Annotated in this window: 15 protein-coding genes; 7 read left to right on the forward strand and 8 right to left on the reverse strand. The window is 64.3% G+C overall.

Annotation, left to right across the window (positions count from 1 at the left end):
• The first annotated feature begins 123 nt into the window (after positions 1 to 123).
• The 3 genes from zwf to edd all read left to right on the forward strand — a co-directional run bounded on the left by zwf (position 124) and on the right by edd (position 4,186).
• Positions 124 to 1,593, forward strand: coding sequence for a glucose-6-phosphate dehydrogenase (gene zwf, locus NR193_RS27775; protein ID WP_256753904.1), 1,470 nt, complete (start codon positions 124 to 126; stop codon positions 1,591 to 1,593).
• On the forward strand, positions 1,575 to 2,291 hold the full coding sequence (gene pgl, locus NR193_RS27780; protein ID WP_256753905.1) for a 6-phosphogluconolactonase: 717 nt from the start codon (positions 1,575 to 1,577) through the stop codon (positions 2,289 to 2,291). Before zwf ends, pgl begins: the two co-directional genes overlap by 19 nt.
• 71 nt (positions 2,292 to 2,362) lie before the next feature.
• Positions 2,363 to 4,186 (forward strand): phosphogluconate dehydratase, encoded by a 1,824-nt coding sequence (gene edd / locus NR193_RS27785; RefSeq protein ID WP_256753906.1) that lies wholly within the window; start codon positions 2,363 to 2,365, stop codon positions 4,184 to 4,186.
• A gap of 69 nt (positions 4,187 to 4,255) precedes the next feature.
• Here the strand turns inward: edd and NR193_RS27790 are convergent, their stop codons facing one another.
• The 5 genes from NR193_RS27790 to NR193_RS27810 form a co-directional block, all read right to left on the reverse strand.
• On the reverse strand, positions 4,256 to 5,914 hold the full coding sequence (locus NR193_RS27790) for a VWA domain-containing protein (RefSeq protein ID WP_256753907.1): 1,659 nt from the start codon (positions 5,912 to 5,914) through the stop codon (positions 4,256 to 4,258).
• 107 nt (positions 5,915 to 6,021) lie between these two features.
• Entirely contained in the window at positions 6,022 to 6,984 is a 963-nt protein-coding gene (locus NR193_RS27795) for a GlxA family transcriptional regulator (protein WP_091582818.1), read from the reverse strand.
• 58 nt (positions 6,985 to 7,042) lie between these two features.
• The gene (folD, locus tag NR193_RS27800; RefSeq protein ID WP_256753908.1) at positions 7,043 to 7,942 is read right to left on the reverse strand and encodes a bifunctional methylenetetrahydrofolate dehydrogenase/methenyltetrahydrofolate cyclohydrolase FolD; all 900 of its coding nucleotides are present in this window, start codon (positions 7,940 to 7,942) and stop codon (positions 7,043 to 7,045) included.
• Positions 7,935 to 8,066, reverse strand: coding sequence for a hypothetical protein (locus NR193_RS27805; RefSeq protein ID WP_256753909.1), 132 nt, complete (start codon positions 8,064 to 8,066; stop codon positions 7,935 to 7,937). Before NR193_RS27805 ends, folD begins: the two co-directional genes overlap by 8 nt.
• A gap of 36 nt (positions 8,067 to 8,102) precedes the next feature.
• Positions 8,103 to 10,736 (reverse strand): GumC family protein, encoded by a 2,634-nt coding sequence (locus NR193_RS27810; RefSeq protein WP_256753910.1) that lies wholly within the window; start codon positions 10,734 to 10,736, stop codon positions 8,103 to 8,105.
• Positions 10,737 to 10,936: 200 nt separating this feature from the next.
• On the opposite strand from NR193_RS27810, the gene NR193_RS27815 reads away from it, so the two are divergent.
• A complete protein-coding gene (locus NR193_RS27815) occupies positions 10,937 to 12,232 on the forward strand; it encodes a lipopolysaccharide biosynthesis protein (RefSeq protein ID WP_256753911.1) in 1,296 nt (431 codons plus the stop codon).
• Positions 12,233 to 12,278: 46 nt separating this feature from the next.
• Here the strand turns inward: NR193_RS27815 and NR193_RS27820 are convergent, their stop codons facing one another.
• From NR193_RS27820 to NR193_RS27830, 3 genes are read right to left on the reverse strand one after another with little or no spacing between them, the layout of a single operon-like run.
• The gene (locus NR193_RS27820; RefSeq protein ID WP_256753912.1) at positions 12,279 to 13,202 is read right to left on the reverse strand and encodes a DUF6492 family protein; all 924 of its coding nucleotides are present in this window, start codon (positions 13,200 to 13,202) and stop codon (positions 12,279 to 12,281) included.
• Complete coding sequence (locus NR193_RS27825) at positions 13,199 to 13,987, reverse strand: WecB/TagA/CpsF family glycosyltransferase (RefSeq protein WP_256753913.1); 789 nt, start codon at positions 13,985 to 13,987, stop codon at positions 13,199 to 13,201. The genes NR193_RS27820 and NR193_RS27825 overlap by 4 nt, the downstream gene beginning before the upstream one ends.
• Positions 13,984 to 15,156 carry a glycosyltransferase family 4 protein gene (locus NR193_RS27830; RefSeq protein WP_256753914.1) on the reverse strand — a complete coding sequence of 391 codons (1,173 nt, stop codon included), beginning with the start codon at positions 15,154 to 15,156 and terminating at the stop codon, positions 13,984 to 13,986. The genes NR193_RS27825 and NR193_RS27830 overlap by 4 nt, the downstream gene beginning before the upstream one ends.
• A 172-nt stretch (positions 15,157 to 15,328) precedes the next feature.
• Between NR193_RS27830 and NR193_RS27835 the strand changes: the two genes are divergently transcribed.
• From NR193_RS27835 to proC, 3 genes are read left to right on the forward strand one after another with little or no spacing between them, the layout of a single operon-like run.
• Positions 15,329 to 16,327: a glycosyltransferase family 2 protein gene (locus NR193_RS27835; RefSeq protein ID WP_256753915.1), complete on the forward strand. Its 999-nt coding sequence runs from the start codon at positions 15,329 to 15,331 to the stop codon at positions 16,325 to 16,327.
• Complete coding sequence (locus NR193_RS27840; RefSeq protein ID WP_256753916.1) at positions 16,296 to 17,639, forward strand: O-antigen ligase; 1,344 nt, start codon at positions 16,296 to 16,298, stop codon at positions 17,637 to 17,639. Before NR193_RS27835 ends, NR193_RS27840 begins: the two co-directional genes overlap by 32 nt.
• A gap of 60 nt (positions 17,640 to 17,699) precedes the next feature.
• Positions 17,700 to 18,515 (forward strand): pyrroline-5-carboxylate reductase, encoded by an 816-nt coding sequence (gene proC, locus NR193_RS27845; protein ID WP_256753917.1) that lies wholly within the window; start codon positions 17,700 to 17,702, stop codon positions 18,513 to 18,515.
• Positions 18,516 to 18,518 lie beyond the last annotated feature (3 nt).

Consider the following 18,518-nt stretch of genomic DNA (forward strand, 5'->3'; position numbering starts at 1 on the left):
GAGGTCTCGGACTGTCAAGGGGCAGGTGCAAACACTCAGATGTGACACCATGGCACTGGAATATTTAAATCGATTAGATTATATCAGCCGCGTTCTTGCGACCGGCGTCAAAGCGGACAGACCATGACCAGCCAGATCATCCCCGTCGACCCGTTCGACTTCATCATTTTCGGCGGCACCGGCGATCTGTCGGAGCGCAAGCTTCTGCCGTCGCTCTACCATCGCCAGCGCGACCATCAATTCTCCGAACCGACGCGCATCATCGGCACGTCGCGCTCGAAAATGAGCGACGAGGAATTCCAGGCCTTCGCCAAACAGGCGATCTCCGAGCACGTCAAGGCGGCCGACATCGACGCCAAGGAGCTGAAGACTTTCCTGGCACGGCTTTCCTACGTCTCGGCCGATGCAACGAGCGGTGCCGGATTCGACAAACTCAAGAAAGCGATTGGCGACAGCGACCGCATCCGTGCCTTCTACCTGGCGGTGGCGCCGGCGCTGTTCGGCGACATTTCGCACAAGCTGAAAGAGCACAATCTGATCACGCCGAACTCGCGCATCGTGCTGGAGAAGCCGATCGGCCGTGACCTTGCCTCGGCGCGTACGCTCAACGATCTGGTCGGCGACGACTTCCACGAAAGCCAGATCTTCCGCATCGACCACTATCTCGGCAAGGAGACGGTGCAGAACCTGATGGCGCTGCGCTTTGCCAACGCGCTCTACGAGCCGCTTTGGAACTCCGCCCATATCGACCATGTGCAGATCACCGTGGCCGAGACCGTGGGGCTGGAAGACCGCGTCACCTATTACGACAAGGCCGGCGCGCTGCGCGACATGGTGCAGAACCACATGCTGCAGCTCTTGTGCCTCGTCGCCATGGAAGCGCCGTCGTCGATGGACGCCGACGCGGTGCGCGACGAGAAACTGAAGGTGCTGCGCGCGCTGAAGCGCATCAATGGCAACGAAGCGCCGAAGCAAACTGTGCGCGGACAATATCGCGCCGGAGCCTCGGCAGGTGGCCCGGTCAAGGGCTATGTCGAGGAGCTGGGCCACGACAGCAACACCGAGACCTTCGTCGCCATCAAGGCCGAGATCGGCAACTGGCGCTGGTCGGGCGTTCCGTTCTACCTCAGGACCGGCAAGCGGCTGGCGACCCGGGTTTCGGAAATAGCCATCGAGTTCAAGCCGATCCCGCATTCCATCTTCGGCGACAGCGCCGGACCGATCTTCGCCAACCAGCTGGTCATCCGGTTGCAGCCGGACGAGGGCGTCAAGCAGTTCATCATGATCAAGGACCCGGGTCCGGGCGGCATGCGGCTGCGCCAGATCCCGCTCGACATGAGTTTCGCGCAATCCTTCGACGGCCGCGCGCCGGATGCCTATGAGCGGCTGATCATGGATGTCATCCGCGGCAACCAGACCCTGTTCATGCGCCGCGACGAGGTCGAGGCGGCATGGAAGTGGATCGACCCCATCCAGCACGCCTGGGAAAGCGCCAGGCAAGAGGCGCAGGGCTATACGGCCGGCACCTGGGGGCCCTCGGCCTCCATTGCACTGATCGAACGTGACGGGCGGACATGGCACGAGAGCAACTGAACAGCGCCGCCTATAATTGGCATGCCTTTTCCGGCCGTCCGGAACTGGCCATCGCGCTCGCCGGCCGCGTTGCCGATCGCCTGAGCAAGGCGATTGCCGAGCGCGCCACGGCGCTGTTGGCGGTTTCCGGCGGCACGACGCCGGCAAAGTTCTTCGCAGCGCTTTCGGCCGTACCGATCGCTTGGGACAAGGTGATCGTGACGCTGGTCGACGAGCGTTTCGTGCCGGCATCCTCGCCGCGCTCCAACGCAGGCCTGGTGGCCGCCAATCTGTTACAGAACGCGGCCAAGGCGGCACGTTTCGTGCCGCTGTACCATGAGGCCGTCGGCATCGAGGATGCCGCCGCATCCGACGATGCGGCGCTCCGGTCGCTGCCCTGGCCGCTCGATGTCGTCGTGCTCGGCATGGGACCGGATGGCCACACCGCCTCGTTCTTTCCCGACGCCGACGATTTGCCAACGCTGCTCGATCCAGCCTCCGGCCGGATCGTGCTGCCGGTTCACGCGGCCAGCGCCGGCGAGCCGCGGCTGACCCTGTCGCTGGCGCGCATCGTCGATGCCGGCTTCATCGCACTTCACATAGAGGGCGAAGACAAGCGAACCGCCTTCGACGGCGCGGTTGCGCCCGGACCGCGAAAGCCAATTCGCGCCGTGCTCGATGCCGCACCGAAGCCCGTAGAGGTTTTCTGGGCCCCCTGACTTGAACTTGCTGTGGGTCCCGGCAGACAGCCGGATTGTGTTCCGGGACCTCGCCTGAAAGGACCGACACCATGACCGCCAGACGCGACATCGAAGCCATCACCGAGCGCATCCGCCAGCGCTCCAGACCGGGCCGCGAGCGCTATCTTAGCCGCATCGCCGAAGCGTCGAACCGCACCGCCAACCGGGCCGTGCTGTCCTGCGGGAACCTCGCCCATGGCTTTGCGGTCTGCAGTCCCTCGGAAAAGCTGGCGCTGGGCGCCGACAAGGTACCGAACCTTGGCATCATCACCTCCTACAACGACATGCTGTCGGCGCATCAGCCGTTCGAGACCTTTCCGGCGCTGATCAAGGACGCGGCGCGCGAGGCTGGCGGCATTGCCCAGGTGGCTGGCGGCGTGCCGGCAATGTGCGACGGCGTCACGCAAGGCCAGCCCGGCATGGAGCTGTCGCTGTTTTCGCGCGACGTGATCGCCATGGCCGCCGCGATCGGCCTTTCGCACAACATGTTCGACGCCGCCGTCTATCTCGGCGTCTGCGACAAGATCGTGCCGGGTCTGGTGATCGCGGCACTGACCTTCGGCCATTTGCCGGCGGTGTTCATTCCGGCCGGACCGATGACCACCGGCCTCCCCAACGACGAGAAGGCCAAGGTCCGCCAGCTCTATGCCGAAGGCAAGGCCGGGCGGGCCGAACTGCTCGAGGCCGAGTCGAAGTCCTACCATGGACCGGGGACCTGCACCTTCTACGGCACGGCGAACTCCAACCAGATGCTGATGGAGATCATGGGGCTGCACACGCCGGGCGCTTCCTTCGTCAATCCCGGCACGCCGCTGCGCGAAGCGTTGACGCGGGAAGCGACCAAGCGCGCGCTGGCGATCACCGCGCTCGGCAACGCCTATACGCCGGTCGGCCGGATGATCGACGAGCGTTCGATCGTCAATGGCGTCGTCGGCCTGCACGCAACCGGTGGCTCGACCAACCACACCATCCACCTGATCGCCATGGCGGCTGCCGCCGGCATCGCGATCACATGGCAGGACATTTCGGATCTCTCGGAAGCGGTGCCGCTGCTGGCCCGGGTCTACCCGAACGGTCTTGCCGACGTGAACCATTTCCACGCCGCCGGCGGGCTCGGATTCCTGATCCGCGAGCTGCTTGACGAAGGCATCCTGCATGAGGACGTGCAGACCGTGTGGGGTGAAGGATTGCGCCCCTATGCCGTCGAGGCAAAGCTCGGCGCCGATGGTGGTGTGGTGCGCGAGGCCTCGCCGCGGACAAGCGGCGACGAGAAGGTGCTGGCGCCGTTCAACAAGGCGTTCCAGGCAACCGGCGGCCTGAAAGTGCTGTCGGGCAATCTCGGCCACGCCGTGATCAAGACTTCGGCGGTGAAGCCGGAGCGGCGCATGATCGAGGCGCCGGCCAAGGTGTTCGACAGCCAGCAAGGGCTGAACGAGGCGTTCAAGGCAGGCACGCTGACAGGCGATTTCATCGCCGTCATCCGCTTCCAGGGTCCGAAAGCCAATGGCATGCCGGAGTTGCACAAGCTGACCACCGTGCTCGGCATCCTGCAGGATCGCGGCCAGCGCGTGGCGCTGGTCACCGACGGGCGCATGTCGGGTGCCTCAGGCAAGGTGCCGGCGGCGATCCATGTGACGCCGGAGGCGGTCGAGGACGGGCCGATCGCCAGGATCCATGACGGTGACATCATCCGGCTGGACGCCGATGCAGGCACGCTGGAAGTGTTTGTGCCGGCTCCGGAATTCGCGCTGCGCCGCACGGCGGAAGCCGATCTCATCGGCAATGAATTCGGTTTCGGCCGCGAACTGTTCGCCGGGTTCCGGCAGCTGGTCGGCCGTGCCGACCATGGCGCCAGCGCGTTCGGCACGGCGTGACGGCAGTTTTGCGCAATTCATGAAAAAGGGCGGCCATGGCCGCCCTTTTTTGAGGTCGTGCATACGATTCTATTGCACAGTCAGCTCGGCTCGCTCGCCGGCCTTGACCGTCACGGTGCCTTCCTTCGAGCTGTTGTCCGATTTCTCCGACACGACGGCGTAGTCGCCCGCCGGTATCGCCGCCTGATACTTCTGGTCGTATGCGTAGCCAAGCGACTTGCGGTTGCCGTTGATGTCCTTCTTGGCCTCGAAAATCTCGATCTTCGAGGCTCCGGGCGCGGTGATCGCCAGCACGCCGGCATTCATGGCGATCTTCACATCCTGAAATTCGCCGACCTTGACGGTGAACGGCTGCTCGACGACGGCGAGATCGACCGTCGCAATCAACACATAGTCGTCGGGCGGCAGATCGAACTTGCTGTCGGGCCCATAGGCATAGGTCACCTCGTCCCTGGTTCCGTCGATCTTCTTTTTCGCCTTCACGATCTTGAAGCCGATACCCGAACCGTCCGCCTTGTCGCCACCGGCGGTATAATAGGCATTGGCAACGACGTGGCCGACGCCGGCGATCATGTCCTTTTCCACGGTCTTGCCGGCAGCGAGCGGTATCGTCTCGGTGACCACGCCCTGCCCGATCGTGACAGTTACCTTCTCGTCGCCTGCCGGCAACACGGCTTTCGTGGTTCCATAGTAGGTCGCGGGCATGTCAGCGCCCGGATAGTCGATCACGACGGACGCGCCATCGACAACATCCGCTCCTTCGCTCGGTCGCGGATGGATGATCAGCGTGCCGGCGTTCAAGACGAAGAGCGGCTTGTAGACCTGGCCTGCCTCGATCTTGATCTTCTGCTCCACCTTGGCCTCGCCGTCGCGCGCGACGATGACGTAGTCGCCCGGTTCCAGATTGGCTTTGTAGGCTCCGTATTCGGTGGTGACGTTGTCGCCACGCGTACCGTCGGATTTCGCCTTGTAGACTTCCCAGGCATTGCCGTCGGTGACCGGATCACCACCCTCTGCCAGCACCACTGTCGGCAGAAAATTGAATTCCGGTTTTTCCGGTGCGGGCGCCGGGGCGGGAGCAGGCGCCGGTTCGGGTGCTGGCGCGGGAGCCGCCACTGTCTCGACAAGCGCGTCCTGCAGCGCTTTCTCGTCGGACGCCTGGATATATTTGCCGCCGGTGTTGTCAGCCAGGCAGGCGATCTGCTTGCCTTCGTCAGCGGTAAGGCCAAAACCGACGACGTCGGCAGTGAAATCGACGCCGGACGCTTCCAGTTCCTTGCCGAGCGCGCAAGGGTCGCCGCCGCATGTCTCCAGCCCGTCGGTGATGAGAACGACGGTGGCCTTGTCCTCGGTGTATTTCAACGCCTCGGCAGCCTGCTTGACGGCCGCCGTCAGCGGCGTCTTACCGAGGAACTTCAAACTGTCGGCGGCGGCCGAAATGGCGCTTGCCGAGCCTGCCTGCGGCGGCACGATCAGCTGGATGTCGTCGCAGCTGCCTTTTTCGCGATGGCCATAGGCCATGAAGCCGATTTCCTCATCGTCGGGGGTCGATTGAAGCACGGTTCTCAGCGACTCGCGGGCGATTTCGAGCTTGGGCTTGCCGTCGATCTGCGCCCACATCGAGCCGGAGGCATCGAGAATGATGATGACCTTGTTCGCGGCGAAGCCGAACGTCGTCATCCACAAAAGAAGGATCGCCGCAGCGACGCCCCGTGCTAGTCCCGCCATCGCAATCTCCTGAGTCCGCCCTTGGTTCAGCGAGGCAAGCTATTTGACGCTGCGTCAGGACACAAGCCGGGACACGGAGCATGGGGGCGGCGGGGGCGAAAACCCGCTCAGTATGTCGTGCGGCGCTCTTCCGAGGGCGGTCTGCCGAATTGCAGCCGGTAGCTCTGGGCAAAATAGGAATGCGAGGTGAAGCCCGTCGCGATCGCCACGTCGAGGATCGGCATGTTGGTCTGGCGCAGCAATTCGCGCGCCCGCTCCAGCCTCAGCCGCATGTAGTAGCGGCCGGGCGTGACGCTGAGATGGCGCAGGAACAGGCGCTCGACCTGGCGCACCGACAGGCCGGCGGATTTGGCGAGCTGCACCGCCGACAACGGCTCGTCGAGGTGGTCGGCCATCAGTTCGACGATGCGCCTGAGCTTCTCCGACTTGCCGGTCAGGTCGCGTTCCGGGCCGACGCGCTGGCGGTCGCCGGCCGAACGGATGCGTTCGTGCTGGAACTGGTTGGCGACGCCATTGGCGAGGTTGGAGCCGAAATCGCCGCGCACGATCTCCAGCATCAGGTCGATCGAGGTGGTGCCGCCGGCGCAGGTGTAACGCTTGCGGTCGATCTCGAAAACGTTGCCTGTGCAGTTGATGTCGGGAAAGCGCTCGACGAAGCCGGCGCGGTTCTCCCAATGGATGGTGCAGCGATAGCCTTCGAGCTGGCCGGCCTCGGCGAGCAGGTAGGATCCGACCGAAAGCGCACCCAGCGCATTGCCGCGCCGGCCCCAGCTGCGCAGCGCCGCCAGCACCTTGCTCTTGCCGGGAAATTCCGTCGTCAGGCCGACCGAAACGAAAAGGATGTCGACCGGCGGCAGGTCGGCGACAGCGTAGTCGATCTTGAGCGGCAGGCCGTTGGAGGCCATCACCGGATCGCCGTCGGCCGACACCGTGGTCCAGCCGTAGAAGTCGCGGCCGAGCAGCCGGTTTGCCGACCGGAATGTGTCGATCGCGGCGGCCAGCGAGAACATCGAGAACTTGTCGACCAGCAGGAAAGCGAACTGCCGGCCGCCTTGAACGGGATCATTCATGACCGGCCGTTCTACAGGAACAGGAGGGTTCGGCAAAGCTGGCGCTCTCAGAAGGAGGTCAGAAGGAGGGCCGTTTCAATCCGGCCGCAAGGTAGGCCGAGGCTAACGTATTGGCCATCAGCATGGCAATGGTCATCGGCCCGACGCCACCGGGCACGGGCGTGATGGCGCCGGCCGCCTTGGCCGCCTCTGCATAGGCGACATCGCCGACGAGGCGGGACTTGCCCTCGCCCTTCTCCGGTGCCGGAATGCGGTTGATGCCGACATCGATGACGGTGGCGCCTGGCTTGACCCAATCACCCCTGATCATCTCCGGCCGGCCGACGGCGGCGACAAGAATGTCGGCGGTGCGGGCAAGTGCCGGCAGATCCCTGGTGCGGCTGTGGGCGATGGTGACGGTGCAGTTGGCGGCGAGCAGAAGATTGGCCATCGGCTTGCCGACGATGTTGGAACGGCCGACGACGACCGCATTGAGGCCGGACAGGTCCTTGCCGCGCACGCGCTCGATCAAGAGCATCGAGCCGGCAGGCGTGCAGGGAACGAAGGCGGTGTCGAGTTCGCCGGTGCCGAGCTTGCCGACATTGATGAAGTGGAAGCCATCGACATCCTTCTCCGGCGCAATGGTCTGGATGATCTTACCGGCATCGATGTGGGCAGGCAGCGGAAGCTGCACGAGGATGCCGTTGATGGCCGGATCGGCGTTGAGTTCGCGTATGATCTTCAGCAACGCTTCCTGGGACGTTTCGGCCGGCAGCGTGTGCTGGACAGAGTGAAAGCCGCATTCCTTGGCGGTGCGCGACTTGGAAGCGACGTAGACCTGGCTCGCCGGATCCTCGCCGACGATGACCACGGCAAGACCGGGCTTGGCCTTGCCTTTGGCAACGAGTTCGGCCGTCAGGGTCTTGACCGTCCGCACCACGTCTTCGGCGACGCTTTTTCCGTCAATCACTTCAGCCATGAACCACCTTCAACACCATAATGCCCAAGCGCGTCGCTTCTGGAAGCGGCGCGCTCTGGATCTTTCCCAGCGCGGCATTTTCACGAAAATTCGGCCGGGCAATCTCGTCAAAGCGCCGTCCCATGCCGTTAACTCGAAACCGGCGACTTTTATTCGATGTTCAGAAATAGCGCCGCCGAGCACGGCTTTCAGTGAGTTCGCGGACCGCTTCGCGGAATTCGCGCAGGCTGGCGCGGATTTCCTCGATCGGAGCCTGCCGCTCGACGTCCTCCGGGGAGCGCGGTGCCTCCGCCGATGGCGCATGAGGCTGCGCGACCTGCTGCGGCGAGGCGGGCTGCTGGGGATAGGCCGCGGCAGCGGGCTGAGTTGGATAAGGCATCTGCCCGGCATAGGGCGCCATGGCCCGCGCATACGGGTAGCCAGCCGGCGGCTGCGGCTGCCAGGGCTGCGCCTGCGGGTAGCCCATCGGCTGCGCATAGGGATAGGGCTGCGTAGCCGAGTGCGGCCGCTGCTGCGGTACCATATGAGAAGGCAGTGGCGGCTGCACCTTCTGCTGCGGATAGGGGAGATGGGCGCCGTGCTGGAAAGGCGACGGCGGATGACCTGCCGAACCTGGCTGCCGAGGAGCAAAGGCTGACGCCGGCTCGGGATAGACGGGGTAGCGCGGATCTTGCGTGGGTTTGCCGTTTTCAGCGAGGGGCAAGACCCACTCGCCGGTATCGACAAGCTCCTCCGAGGACGGTTTGCGGGACAAGGCCTTGCGTATCTTCGACAGCAGCGTGCCAATCCGACCGGGACCTTCGGCCGGCGCGGTCTCAGCCTGATCAACAGGCGGCGGCGCCGCGGGCGGTGGTGGCGCAGGCGGCTGCGGTGCCGATGGTGGTGCTGGCGGCCGCGGCGCCGGCGCAGGTGCTGCCTGATACGCCTTGTCTTCGTAAGGTGTGCGGCGCTCGTCCATCCTGGGCGCGCGACGCGAACGCGACGTGGCGGTCTCGCGCAGGCTCTCATAGGCGCCGCGCATGGCGCCAAGGCCGACACCGGAGGCAAAGCCCAGCAGCAGGCCGGCCAGCGCGACCAAGGCTCGCGACGGCCCGTTTGGTTCGAGTGGGGGTTGGGCCGGGGAGATTACATTGATGTTGGCGGTGTTGATGTCCTTCTGTTCGCCAGTCTCCTTGGCGCGCAGAAGATACTGTTCGTAGACGGAACGCTTGGCGGTGGCATCGCGCTCCAGTTCGCGCAACGTGACCAGGTCGCTGTTGACGTCGCCGCTCTGGACCTTCGCCTGTGCCAGCCGAGAAGCGAGATCCTGTTCGAGCTGGACCGCGCGCTTCAGGTCGACCTGCAGCGAAGAGGCGATGCGGCGCAGTTCGGCGGCGATGCGCTCGCGCGCGCCGGCAAGCTGGGCGTCGAGAGCCTGGAGTTCGGGATGACGTGGCCCCAGCCGGATCGCGGCGCGGTCAGCCTCCTGCTTCAGTGCCGCATATTGCGAGCGCAGGTCGCTCATGGTGTTGGAGTTGATCTCTTCCGGCAAGGTGCCGGTGAGAACCGAATTGACGTCTATCGAACGTGCCGACGCTGCCCGGGCATTGAGTTCCAGCGTGCGGGCGCGAGCGACGGAAAGCTGTTCGCTGAGCTTCAGCATCTGGTCGTCACTGATCAAATGGCCTTGCGCATCGACAAGGTCATGCGTAGCCCTGAAATCCTCGACCTTGCGCTCTGCCGCTTCGACACCCTTGCGCAGTTCGTCGAGCTTGGACGTCAGTTCGCCCGTCGCGCGGCCGGCCATGTCGGACTGGTACTGACCCGTCTCCTGCTGGAAGACGGCGGTCGTCGTATTGGCGATGAGAGCGGACTTCTCGCCATTCTGGGTGGTGGCGCTGACCGAGATGACAAAGGTCTTGCCGGTGCGCTCGACCGACAGGCTCTCGGCCAGGTTGCCAACCGCCAGCGCCTTGCGGCGGACTTGATCGACGCCACCCGGCCCATCATGGCGCGACAGTATCGAGCGGATGAGTGACATGACGCCGAGGCCGCCGGAACCCTGGCCGTTGAACTCGGGATCGTTGACGAGATTGAGCTTGTCGACGACCTTGTTGAGAACATTGCCGGACGTAAGCATCTTGATCCGGGTTTCGACGACAGCCAACGCGGCATCGGGCTGACCCACCGATTGGGTGAGATCGCGATCGGAAAGCTTCAGGTCGCCCGGCTCGATGATCAGTTCGGTGGTGGCTTCGTATTTCTTTGGTGTCGACAGCGCGATGGCGACGCCGAGCCCGGCGCCCAATATCGTCGTCGTGATGATCAGCAGCTTCGACCTGGCAACGCCGCGAACCACCTGCATCGGATCGATCAGCGGCTTCCATTGCTGGCTGTCCGCGCCGGATGCATCCGCTTCGTCCGCATAGCGAGACCCGGGCGCGTCATCAGGGCGACCGCTGCCGGAGGGCTCTACTTGGGTCGTCCTTGCGCGCGACGCGGCTGCCGGCAAATCGCCAGTGTCGACTTCCTCCTGCGAGCGCCAGGCGTGAGCTTGTGCGGTCGCGGCCGGCTGCTCGCCAGGCTGGAACCGCTCTGCTCCCGCGGCAGCAGACGGTGTCGGGTTTGCATGCGCCTCGCGCCGTGAACGGGCAAGACGATGGCGCGTAGCGGCATCCTCGCGCCATGACGAGTTTGTCCGGTCCCCTATCGAGACCAGGGACGCCTCGGCATCATCCTCGCCGCGCACAGCCTGACCCAGTGCGAGCAGCGATCGCTCGCGCTTCCAGTCCTCGCGGTTTTCCCTGTCGACCATTGTCCTGGAGCTTACCCTTGGCGGCCTGCAAACGGCGGTTGGCCATTCGTTAAGCCACGCTAAACAGGCATGGAAAACAAAAGGTTAATTTTTCCCGGCCGAACATGCACTTTCCCTCTTCGGTTGCATGATTTTCTCAACACATCCAAAGGCTCCAAAACGGCACGTTAAGCTTTCCCGCCTATGCTTTTGCGCGACACATGACGCAGGCCAATGACATACCGCAAAGGCGGCCCCTCGCCCGGATCGGCAGCTTTTTGGCCGAACGACGGGGGCTGCTTCGCGACTATTTCTCGGCGATCAGCGGCGCCGGCGGGCGACTGGTTTTTTCACTCGCCTATTTCATCGCTCTCGCCAACACGCTGTCGATTTCCGAATTCGGCATGTTCGCCACCGCCTCGGCTGCCGGCGTCATGCTGTCGCGCATCCTCGCCTTCGGTTTCATCTCGGCGCTTTATCGCACCGCCACCATCCGCCCGAATCTGATCGGCACCTTCACCGCCGGTTTCCTGCTGCTCGGCGCACTGTCGCTGCCGCTGCTGGCCGCGGCCTCGTTCGGCGTCTATCTGATTTTCTTCGCCGACACCGTGCCGCTGTCGGTGTTTTCGACAATCGTCTTTGCCGAGGCGCTGTTGTGGCGACCGGTGGAGGTGGCGCTGATCGTCAACAACGGCCTCGGCAAGTTCGGCCGTGCCGCCCTGCTGGCGATCCTGGCGACGGCGTTGCGGGCGCTTGGCGCGGTGCTGTTCATGTTCTGGGCGCAACACAGCGTCTGGGTATGGTCGTGGTTCTACATCGGCGCCAATGCCGCCTCGCTGCTGATTGCTTTCGGTTTCTTCTATCCGCGCCAGCGGCTGCGGCTGCGCATCGAGCTCTATTTGCGGCGGCTGGCCGATTCGATCTACGTCGCCGGCGCCGAGGTGCTGTTCTACCTGCAGATGGAGTTCGACAAACTTCTGGTTCTGGCAATCGGTGGACCGCATCTGGCAGGCATCTACGCCATCATCATGCGGCTGGTCGACCTGACGGCGATTCCAATCCGCACCTTCTCCATGATGCTGGTGCAGCGGATGATGCGCGCGCCCGAACTGCTGTCACGGCTGGCGGTGAAGAGCGGCATCGAGGGCGGCGTGTTCGCGGTCTCGACACTGGCGCTGGCGACGCTTGGCATCGTGCTGCATTTCTTCCCCAATGCGCTCGGCAAGAATGTCGCCGAGGCCGCCCCGCTGGTGGCGCTGGCGATCTGCGTTCCGGGCTTGCGCAATCTGGTCGAATACCAGGCCGAGCTCCTGTTTGCGCGCGGCCAGACGCTGGTACGGGCGCTCAATCTCGGACTGCTGGCCGGGCTCAAGGCGGTGTTGCTGACCTATGTGCTGACGACCATCCTCGACACGCCGAACCTGGTACTGTCGCTCAACGTCGTCTTCCTGCTTTTGTATCTCGCCTCGACGCTGCTCACCTATTCGGCGATGCGCAAGCCGGCCAAACCGGTCTAGGACCGTTCATTCGAGCATGATTTTTTCCCGCTTTCGGGATCGCGCTTCAGTCGAGCCCGATCAGGCGGCGGATGCGACCGATATCGGTGCCGATGAAGGATTGCATGCCGATCGCCACCTGCTCCGGCGCCATGGCGGCAATGAAGCGGCGGAATTCGTCATCCGACAGCGCTTCGCCGGTCCAGTGGACGCGGCAGAACTCTTCCGAACCGTGGAAGTGTCCAGCCCCCGACAGCAAATCGTCGACGTAGCGGCCGTAGATCATGCATTCGGAGAATTTGCGCGCCGAACCGACGACCTCGACCCAGCCGCGCGCATGGACCTTCTCGATCTCGCCGCACATCGCTAGCACAGTGTCGCGCCGCCATGCGATCAGTGTCGAAATATAGTCGTGGGTCGATGTCCGCGACGGATCGATGCCGAGTGCCGCCCCCGCGTTGCGCGACCAGACGCGATGCTCCTCATGACCTTCGTCTGCCAGCACGCCGTCGCGGCGGAACAGTCGCACCTTGCCGTCGCGCCAGAAGGCGCCGCAATCGAAAGGCTTCAGGAAGGCGACGTCGGAATCGCAGAAGATCAGCACATCTTCCCTGGCGTGTGCGGCGATGGCGATGCGGCGCAGCTGCTGCACGTGCCAGCCGCGCAACGGCTGGGTCTTCAGGCTGAGCCAGATGCGCCGCCGGAACAGGCTGAGCGGATCGTCGAAGGCGCGCAGCCAGTGCGGCAGCAGTTCGCGCTCATCCACGACGGTGCGGCGGTTGGTCTTCAACTGACGGAAGAGCGCGACATCGCGATGTTCGACCAGGATATAATGGTGCGCAGCCCCTGAAACATGCCGGTCCACGGTTTCGCACAACAGGCGGCAACGCTCAAAATCCGGCGCATAGCTTGCCGTCACCACCGCCGCCGTCGGCGTCTCGCGAAGCGGGCTGGGGGCAATAGCGGCGCCTGGCACGAACCGGCTGTTCACTTGGCATCTCCGGCAGGTGCACGCGAGAGTTTCTGCCTGGCAACGCGCCACAGGAACAAGGGATTGCCGACCATGTAGCGGCGCCACAGGCGACCCGGTTCGACAGCCAACCGAAACAGCCATTCGAGACGCAGCCGGCGCATCCACAAGGGCGCCCGTGGCACGGCGCCGCTCAGGAAATCGAGCAATGCTCCGACCGCGATCGGCAGCGTGCAATGGCGTGCATCGATGTGGCGCGCGATCCACAATTCCTGGCGCGGTACTCCCATGGCGACGAGCAGCACATCCGGCCGCAATTCTTCGATCCGGTCGACTATTCCCGCCTCCTCAGCGGCCGAGAAATAGCCGTCATGGATGACCACGAAATTGTGCTGCACGGCAATCGCTGCCAGTTTCCTGGATGCCGCTTCGGCGTTGACGCGCGTCGCACCAAGCAGCCCGACGGTCAGCGGCTTTGTCGAGGCCTGCAGGAAGGCCGGCACGAAATCGGTGCCGTTGAGATTGTCCGGAAACGGTGCGCCATAGAGCAGCTTCGCGGCGAGATCGACGCCGATGCCATCCGGCAGGATAAGAAAATCGTCGAGCGCCTGGGCAAAGACCGGGTCGGTGTAGGCAAGGTTGGCGTTGTGGGCGTTGAGGAAACTGACCTTGGTGAAGCGCCGCTCGGCAATCAGGCGGTTCAGCAAGGCGATCGCATCGTCCCAACGAATGGCGAGCACCGGGATGCCGAGAATCGTCTTCAGCGTGTCGAGTCCGGACGCGGCGCGGGCGGCATGCATGTTCATGCAAACGCCTCCTGCCTGACAGGCACAAGCTTTTCGAGACCGAGCCGGATTGCGGCGTCGAGCGCCTTGACCTGCCGGCGGTGGAACGCGCTGCCGTCAACGTCGCGGATGTCGGCCGCCGCGGTCTCCAGCGCCTTGGCAAAGTCGACCGGATCGTCGGTGACGACGCAATTGGCCGGGCGGTGGTCGATGCCGCGCAGCGAGCGGCTGGTGGCGACGGAAGGCAGGCCGAGCTCGAAGGTCTCGATGGTCTTCAGCTGGACGCCGCTGCCGGCGGTGCTGATCAGCGGGATGACGGCGGCGCTGCGCACGAAGGCCTGCGCATCCGGCACGCGTCCGACAAATTCGACACCCGGATGCGTGGAGGTGACGCCCGACGGCATCCGGCCGGCGATGCGGATGCGGAAGCCGGGCCGCAGATGCGGCACCACCTTGCCCAGGAACCAGTCGAGGCCGATGCGGTTCGGCTGCCAGGTCCAGGTGCCGATCAGGGCCGCGTCGCAGTCGATATCGCGCACACCCTCGTGCGCCGGCGCTTTGGCGCCAGTTACCAATGGCAGCACCGCCGAACGGTCGTCAGAGGCGACACCGAGTGCAGCGCGGTCTTCCTCGGCCAGCGTGAAGACGAAGCGCGCGCGGCGGCAGAGCCGCTCTTCCATGGTCTCGAGCAATCTCGCCTCGCGGCGAAACAGCAGGCGCTGGAAGATACTGCCCGCGGCAGCTGCGTTCTCCCGCGCCGAAAGATGCTCGACATTGTGGGCGACGAAGATCGAAGGCCGGTCGCCGAACAGCGTTTCGAAGGCACCGGCGAACTGCACGGAATTCAGCACGTAGCCGTCGAAGGGACCGGCGCGTTCGACAGCCGCGAGCACATCGCTGTCGGACACCGCGCGCAATTTGACCGACGCGAAAGTGAGGCCCGAAAGCACCGCCTTGCCGACCCAGGCGAGCTTTTGCCATGCAGAGGCATTCTCCGTGCGCACGTCGATGGCACCCAGAACCACGGTGTTGTCGGGATCGGCCGCAGCTTTCCCCGGCCAGGTGAAGCCGATGACGGTGACGCGCGCGCCGGCACGCCGCAAGGCGGCTATGATCGCGGCATTGGCGATCTCGTAGCCCGAGGCGAGAGCGCCGTCGGGCACGATCGATGTGGCGAACAGCAGATGCATCTCACCTATCCTGTGGTGTAGCCGGTAGCAAAGCGCGGTGAACCCTTGATTAAGCGAGCACAATCAACGGCCGAAAGCCTCTGTCTGGCGGGCTTCTCCGTGCAAGGTGATTAACGAAACGTTATCACCGGTGGTGCTACCAGAACCCAACTCACCATGTGGCTGGACACGGATGATCCCTTTGCCATCGGACGGTTCGGTATCGATCGCGGGACGGTCTCCCCGGCTTGACGTGGAGGCCGTCGAGGCGGTCGTCACCTTGCCGACCTTCAAGCGCCCCGAGCAGCTCCTGGAAACGCTGGCGTCACTGCGAGCACAGCAAACCACCAGGCGCTTTGCCGTCATCGTCATGGAAAACGAGGCCGAGGCGCGCTCGGGCGCCGAGGCGGCGCTGCCGCTGTTCGAGCGCGGCGAGATGTCAGGTCTGGTGATCATCGCGCATGAGCGCGGCAATTGCAGCGCCTACAATGCCGGCTGGCAGACGGCGATCCTGCAATTCCCCAACTTCAGGCATTTGCTGGTCATCGACGATGACGAGATCGCCGATCCGCAATGGCTGGAACGGATGTGCGGGGCAGCGGAGGCGCTCAGCGCCGATATCGTCGGCGGGCCGCAGGTGCCTGTGTTCGCCGATCCCGCCCATGCGAGATGGGCCGAGCATCCCGTGTTCGCGCCGCCCTACTTGGAGACCGGGCGGGTGCCGGCGCTCTATTCGTCAGGCAATCTTCTGGTCGGCCGCAACGTGCTCACCGCCATGGGTCCGCCTTTTCTCGACCTGAAATTCAACTTCATGGGTGGCGGCGATTCCGACTTTCTCAGCCGGTCGGCGCAGAAGGGCTTTGTGCTCGGCTGGTGCGCCGAAGCGAAGGTGCAGGAGACCGTTCCAGCCCGGCGTGTCGAAGCCGACTGGATCCGTGCCCGCAGCCTGCGCAACGGTGTGATCTCGACGCTGGTCGAAAAGAAGAAGCGCGCCGGCACGCCGCTGGCCAGCGCCAAGGTGTTGCTGAAGAGCCTGGCGTTGCTTGCCGCCTCGCCGTTTCGCGGCATGGCCCGGCTGGCGCGAACGGGATCGCCGGCCATCGCCATCTACCCCGTCCATGTGGCGCTGGGCCGCGTGATGGCCGAATTCGGATATGCCAATGAGCAGTACCGCCAGCCTGAGAAAAACTGAGCGCGCACCGCTCAGCGCCGCGTTCACGCGCGAAGGCGTGGCGACCGCGATCGCGGCGCTTCTGTTCACCGTCATCATGGTGTCCTTCCGCCCGTTCCAGCCGGCCGGCGCCGAACTGACCGGTCAAGGCGGCGACATCGTCAATCAGCTCGGTTTCAGCTCACTCGGTGCTGTTTCGATCTTCTCGCTGATGGCTTTCGCCGATCCGCGTATCGTGTGCTCGCTGCTCAGCCCGTCCTGGATGCTGATGCTGGGCTTTTTCTTCCTGTCGGTGGTGATGGCGACCGATCCGCCGTCGGCCATGCGCGCCGCCTCGTTCACACTGATCGGCATTTTGACGATGGCGACGATCCTGGTGTTGCCGCGCGACGCCGAGTCCTTCTCAAAAGTCATTATCTTCACTGCCGTCGTGGTCATGGGACTGTCCTATCTCGGCCTCATCGTCTTTCCGCACGAGGCGATGCATACGGCCGACTCACAGGAACCCGAACATGCGGGCCTGTGGCGCGGCGTGTTCACCCACAAGAACATCGCCGGGCCGATCATGGCCTGCTTCAGCTTCGCCGGGCTCTATCTTTACCGGCGCGGGCAACGGTTCTGGGGCGCGGGAATCTTCTGCGCGGCGATGATCTTCATGCTGCACACCGGCTCCAAGACGACGGCCGGCCTGGTGCCGTTCTCGATCCTGATCGTCATGTTTCCAAGCCTGGTGGGCATGCGGCTCGGCACGCCGATCCTGTTCGCGCTGGCAATCATGGCCACGGCGGTCGGCACGCTGGGGATCGTCTTCCTCCCGCCGGTGAAACAGCTGGCGGCGATCTATTTCCCCGACCTCACCTATACCGGCCGCACGACGCTGTGGGAGTTCGCCGGCTCCATGCTGGCGAAGAAGCCATGGACCGGTTACGGCTATGAAAGCTTCTGGGGCACGCCGCTGCTGCTCAGCCAGGACCAGCCCTTCGACCGGCCCTGGGACATCCGAACCATCGTGCACGGCCATGACGGCTATCTCGACATCGCCGTGCTGATGGGCATTCCGGCACTTTGCGTCGCGGTGTATACCTTCCTCATCGCGCCGCTGCGCGACTACATGCGCATTCCGTTGCGCAAGGAAAACATCTATCTCGGCGACTTCTTCATGATGGTGGTGCTGTTCACGGCGCTCAACGCTTTCCTCGAAAGCTTCTTCTTCCATCGCGGCGACCCGGTCTGGCTGTTCTTCGTGCTCGGCGTGCTTGGCCTCAGGCAAGTCTCGCTGCGGCCGATCGCGGTGCGCAACCCCGATCGCGGGGAGCGACTTTCTCCGTCCTGACGGGGCTTCCCCACGGATGCGCGAGCGTCTATGTGAAGGCCTTCCTTCGGAGGGGTTTCCATGACGATCAGGCTTGTTCTCGCCGGCTGCGGCAATATGGGTTACGCCATGCTTGCCGGCTGGCTGAAATCCGGCAAGCTTCATCCATCGGCGGCTTTCGTGGTCGAACCCAATGCAGACCTGCGCAACCGCGCGGCAGCGCTCGGCTGCGGCGCGGCAGCGGATGCCAGCGATATCCCGGCCGATGCCGTGCCTGATCTCGTCGTCATCGCGGTGAAGCCGCAGGTGATCCGCGACGTTACCGCCGGCTACAAGCGCTTCGGCGACGGCCGCACCACCTTTGTCAGCATCGCCGCCGGCACGCCGGCCGCCACCTTCGAGGAAATTTTGGGCAACCGCGCACCGGTCGTGCGCTGCATGCCCAACACGCCTGCCGCGATCGGCAAGGGCATGATGGTGGTGTTTTCCAACAGCCTGGTCTCAGATGAGACCAAGCGCTTCGTCGCCGATCTGCTTTCGGCGAGCGGACAAGTGGCCACCATCGCAGACGAGGGCCTGATGGATGCGGTCACCGCCGTGTCGGGATCGGGGCCAGCCTATATCTTCCATTTCATCGAAGCGCTTACCATTGCTGCCGAGAAGGCCGGGCTGCCGACGGCGACCGCCAAGCTGCTCGCCATGCAGACCGTCTACGGCGCGGCCTCGCTCGCCGCCGAAAGTGGTGAGGAACCAGGTGTCCTGCGCCAGCAGGTGACCAGCCCCAACGGGACGACGGCAGCGGCCCTTGGCGTGCTGATGGGCGAGGACCGGCTGACAAATCTGCTGACCGAAGCGGTCGAAGCGGCGCGGCTGCGGTCGATCGAATTGGGGAAATAAAGC

The organism is Mesorhizobium sp. Mes31 (genome assembly GCF_024519675.1).
Lineage (GTDB): Bacteria > Pseudomonadota > Alphaproteobacteria > Rhizobiales > Rhizobiaceae > Mesorhizobium.

Bases quoted from the DNA above. Each gene is read 5' to 3' on its own strand.
- edd (WP_256753906.1), top strand. From the start codon at position 2,363: ATGACCGCCAGACGCGACATCGAAGCCATCACCGAGCGCATCCGCCAG.
- NR193_RS27810 (WP_256753910.1), bottom strand. From the start codon at position 10,736: ATGGTCGACAGGGAAAACCGCGAGGACTGGAAGCGCGAGCGATCGCTG.
- zwf (WP_256753904.1), top strand. From the start codon at position 124: ATGACCAGCCAGATCATCCCCGTCGACCCGTTCGACTTCATCATTTTC.
- NR193_RS27805 (WP_256753909.1), bottom strand. From the start codon at position 8,066: ATGGGACGGCGCTTTGACGAGATTGCCCGGCCGAATTTTCGTGAAAAT.
- NR193_RS27835 (WP_256753915.1), top strand. From the start codon at position 15,329: ATGATCCCTTTGCCATCGGACGGTTCGGTATCGATCGCGGGACGGTCT.
- NR193_RS27840 (WP_256753916.1), top strand. From the start codon at position 16,296: ATGAGCAGTACCGCCAGCCTGAGAAAAACTGAGCGCGCACCGCTCAGC.
- NR193_RS27790 (WP_256753907.1), bottom strand. From the start codon at position 5,914: ATGGCGGGACTAGCACGGGGCGTCGCTGCGGCGATCCTTCTTTTGTGG.
- NR193_RS27825 (WP_256753913.1), bottom strand. From the start codon at position 13,987: ATGAACATGCATGCCGCCCGCGCCGCGTCCGGACTCGACACGCTGAAG.
- NR193_RS27795 (WP_091582818.1), bottom strand. From the start codon at position 6,984: ATGAATGATCCCGTTCAAGGCGGCCGGCAGTTCGCTTTCCTGCTGGTC.
- proC (WP_256753917.1), top strand. From the start codon at position 17,700: ATGACGATCAGGCTTGTTCTCGCCGGCTGCGGCAATATGGGTTACGCC.
- pgl (WP_256753905.1), top strand. From the start codon at position 1,575: ATGGCACGAGAGCAACTGAACAGCGCCGCCTATAATTGGCATGCCTTT.
- NR193_RS27815 (WP_256753911.1), top strand. From the start codon at position 10,937: ATGACGCAGGCCAATGACATACCGCAAAGGCGGCCCCTCGCCCGGATC.
- folD (WP_256753908.1), bottom strand. From the start codon at position 7,942: ATGGCTGAAGTGATTGACGGAAAAAGCGTCGCCGAAGACGTGGTGCGG.
- NR193_RS27830 (WP_256753914.1), bottom strand. From the start codon at position 15,156: ATGCATCTGCTGTTCGCCACATCGATCGTGCCCGACGGCGCTCTCGCC.